We start from the raw sequence: 3,360 nt of genomic DNA on the forward strand, positions 1-3,360 counted from the left end.
AGAAGGGGTTGGGGGATGAGGGCAGTAAGTTTGCTGTCTCAAGTATGTCAGTGCCTTGTTAAGGGGGGCTAGGGGGGATCTCTGAGCGCTCAGACTCCGAACCGATCCCCCTAAATCCCCCTTAATAAGGGGGACTTTGAGGCCGGTTCCCCCCTTGTTAAGGGGGGCTAGGGGGGATCAGATCTCGCATAAGTCTTAAATCTAATCGCTGGCTCTGGTTTTGCCTCGCAACCTTTAGCTTTTCTTTCCTTGCAGGAGATATCACCATGCTGGATCGGCCCACGCTGAATTGGCCCAAACTGGATTGGCAACAGTTTCTATCGGCAGAAAACTTTGAACAGGCCTGGCTCAAGGTGCGGCGAAACCGGGGCTGTGCGGGGGTGGATGGCGAAACGGTGGAAGCCTTTCAGCAGGATGCCGAGCGCAAGCTGGCCACGCTGCGCCGCCAGATCGAAACGGGCACCTATCAGCCGATGCCGCTGCGATCGCTCTCCATTCCCAAGAAGCCCAAGCTAAAACCGGGGGAGCCGCCCAAAACCGAGTGGCGCGGGCTGGCCGTGCCCACCGTGCGCGATCGCATTGTGCAACAAGCCCTGCTCAATCTGCTGCATCCCCTGCTAGAACCCCAGTTTGAAAACAGCAGCTTTGCCTATCGCCCCGGCCGGTCTTACAAAAGCGCCGTGCAGCAGATCGACCAGTGGCGACAGCGGGGCTATGACTGGGTACTGGATGCCGACGTGGTGAAATATTTTGACAACATTCAGCACCGCCGCCTGTTTGATGAGCTGCAAGAGCGGGTGCATGATCCAGCCGTGGGCCACTTGGTGGAGCGGTGGATCGGCAGCGGCGTGTCTACTGCATCGGGACTGATCTTGCCCAATAAGGGCGTGCCCCAGGGCGCGGTGATTTCGCCCATTTTGGCGAATGTGTATTTCGATGATTTTGATGAAGCCATTGAAGCGGCCGGACTGAAGCTGGTGCGCTATGCCGATGATTTTGTCATCTTGGCCAAGTCCAAAGCGCGGATCGAAAAAGCTCACGACCTGGTAGAAAACTTGCTCCACACGATGGGGCTGGAGCTGCATCCCGACAAAACCCGCGTCACCCATTTCAACGACGGCTTCCGGTTTCTAGGACATACCTTTGTGCGATCGCTCATCGTGCAAGACCAGCCCAAAAGCAAGCGGCAGCGGCAGGCTGAGGAAGTGGCGATCGCCCAAAAAGCTGCCCATCAGGAGCGGTCGCCGATTCTCCACTACAGCGACCCGCCGCCCCAGGCGACCCAGATGCAGCAGGCCCTTTTGGCGGCTGTCCAAACCTCGGAACAGCCAATTCCGCCGCCGCTGTATGTCGTGATGGGCTATCGGGTGCGTGATGAAAAGCCGGTGCAAATTGAATCCAAAGAATGGAGTTGGAGGAATGGTATGTCTACGCTGTATCTGGTGCGCCAGGGCACGATGCTCCGCAAAGACCACGGCCGCTTTGTGATCGAGGGCGGTCGATTTGAAACCGACGAAGACGAGAGCCTCACGGCGCAATCGTCCCCGCCCCAGCCTCCAACCTCCAAATCCAAACCCCAAACTCCCCAATCTAAAACCCCAGAGCCGTTCCCCCCACTTGAAATTCCGATTAAAGAAGTTGGGCGCATTTTGGTGTTGGGCAATGTGCAAATTAGCACCAGCGCTCTGTCGGAATGTTTGGAACATCAGATTCCCGTTGTGTTTATGAGCCGCGCCGGAGACTATAAGGGGCACCTCTGGAGCAGCGAGTTTTGTGACCTGCCCACCGAGGCGGCCCAGTTTGGGCGGCGGCATGATCCCGGCTTTCAGGTCAAAATGGCGCAGCAAATCCTGCATGGCAAGCTCACCAACTCGCGCCATCTGCTGCTGCGGCTAAATCGCAAGCGCAAGGTAGAAGGGCTGAGTGCCAAAATCCACCGCATTGATCAGCACATCGCCGCGCTGACCCAGACGACGGATCTGGACGTGATGCGCGGGCACGAAGGCGCATCGGCCCGGCTCTATTTCACCGCCCTGGGGCAGTTGATCACCAATCCCGGCTTTAGCCTGACGGAGCGCAACCGCCGCCCGCCCAAAGATCCCGTCAACAGCTTGCTCAGCTTTGGCTACACGCTGCTGTTTAACAACGTCCTCAGCCTCATCCTGGCCGAAGGGCTAAATCCCTACCTGGGCAATCTGCACCGCTCCGACCGCAAGGAGCCACACCTGGCGTTTGACCTGATGGAAGAATGGCGATCGCCCATTGTCGATAGCCTGGTGATGGTGCTGATTAACAAAAAAATTCTGCGCCCCACCGATTTCACCTTCCCAAACGCCGAGGGTGGAATTTATCTAAACCCCACTGCTCGCCGAGTCTTTCTCAAACATTTTGAGGAGCGCATTTCAGAGGAAATCGCCCATCCCGCAGTGCAGCAGCCTGTCTCCTATCGCCGAGCCATCCAGCTCCAGGTGCAGCAATACAAGCGCTGTCTGCAAAACTCCCAGCCCTACCGTCCCTTTATCCGAGCCACCTAAACCGCCTCCCCCCTTTTTTCCAAGGATGGCTAGGGAGGATCGCTTCCCCCCTTTTTCAAGGGGGGCTAAGGGGGATCGCCCTTATCCAAACCACCTCAGCGCTGATTGATAATCTATCTCCAAACCATCATGCTAGTCCTGGTAGTTTACGACATCCCCGACGACAAGCGCCGCCAAAAGCTGGCCACCTTTTTGGAAGGTCACGGACGGCGGGTGCAATACAGCGTATTTGAGTGCTTCATTTCCCTAGCAGAGATGAAAAAGCTCCACGAAAAGGTCAAACGACAGGTCAAACCCGCCGAAGACAACGTGCGATTCTATTGGATCGCCGCCGATAGCCTGCCCAAAGCGCTGACGATTGGTAGTTCTCCACCAGAGCCGCCGCCGCGAGCCTACATCGTCTAATATCTTCAGAGACAATCCGCTCTAGCTCAAGACGCTCCGACAAAAAAGGGCGATCGCCAGATGAGTCATTCATCAGCGATCGCCCTTTTTGCTGCTTTCTTTTTTCTTTATCCTCTAGCGCTTGACTTTTAGAAGCCAATCCGGGTTAATGGGGTTCAAGAGGGCATCGTCCCATCTCCACCGATCCTTGAAAACCGCATAGCTTCGTTGACCAGCGTCGATGCCTTATTCAGTGGGCATTTCAAACGCTAGAAATTCAAGGTCTTAAGGGAGAAAAGTCGTTTTTGAACCCCAAAAATGACCACCGTCGATTTCCGCTCACGAGCCATTGCCAGGAGCAAGTTTCAGACGGCACCCTTTCACCACCACTTCCCCGCAAGGGGACTGAAACGTTGCCGCTTATTTCAACGATCTGGGGACT

The 3,360-nt window shown here is 56.0% G+C and carries 2 protein-coding genes; both read left to right on the forward strand.

Annotation, left to right across the window (positions count from 1 at the left end; genetic code table 11):
* Positions 1-266 precede the first annotated feature (266 nt).
* Positions 267-2,534, forward strand: coding sequence for a CRISPR-associated endonuclease Cas1 (gene cas1, locus IGS51_RS15070; RefSeq protein WP_297079424.1), 2,268 nt, complete (start codon positions 267-269; stop codon positions 2,532-2,534).
* A 129-nt stretch (positions 2,535-2,663) separates the two neighbouring features.
* Positions 2,664-2,939 (forward strand): CRISPR-associated endonuclease Cas2, encoded by a 276-nt coding sequence (gene cas2, locus IGS51_RS15075; protein ID WP_297079426.1) that lies wholly within the window; start codon positions 2,664-2,666, stop codon positions 2,937-2,939.
* The last annotated feature ends 421 nt before the right edge of the window (positions 2,940-3,360 follow it).

This window comes from Thermoleptolyngbya sp. M55_K2018_002 (assembly GCF_015295965.1).
In the GTDB taxonomy this organism is placed as follows: domain Bacteria; phylum Cyanobacteriota; class Cyanobacteriia; order Elainellales; family Elainellaceae; genus Thermoleptolyngbya; species Thermoleptolyngbya sichuanensis.

Coding starts and splice junctions, on each gene's coding strand:
- cas1 (WP_297079424.1), top strand. CDS start 267: ATGCTGGATCGGCCCACGCTGAATTGGCCCAAACTGGATTGGCAACAG.
- cas2 (WP_297079426.1), top strand. CDS start 2,664: ATGCTAGTCCTGGTAGTTTACGACATCCCCGACGACAAGCGCCGCCAA.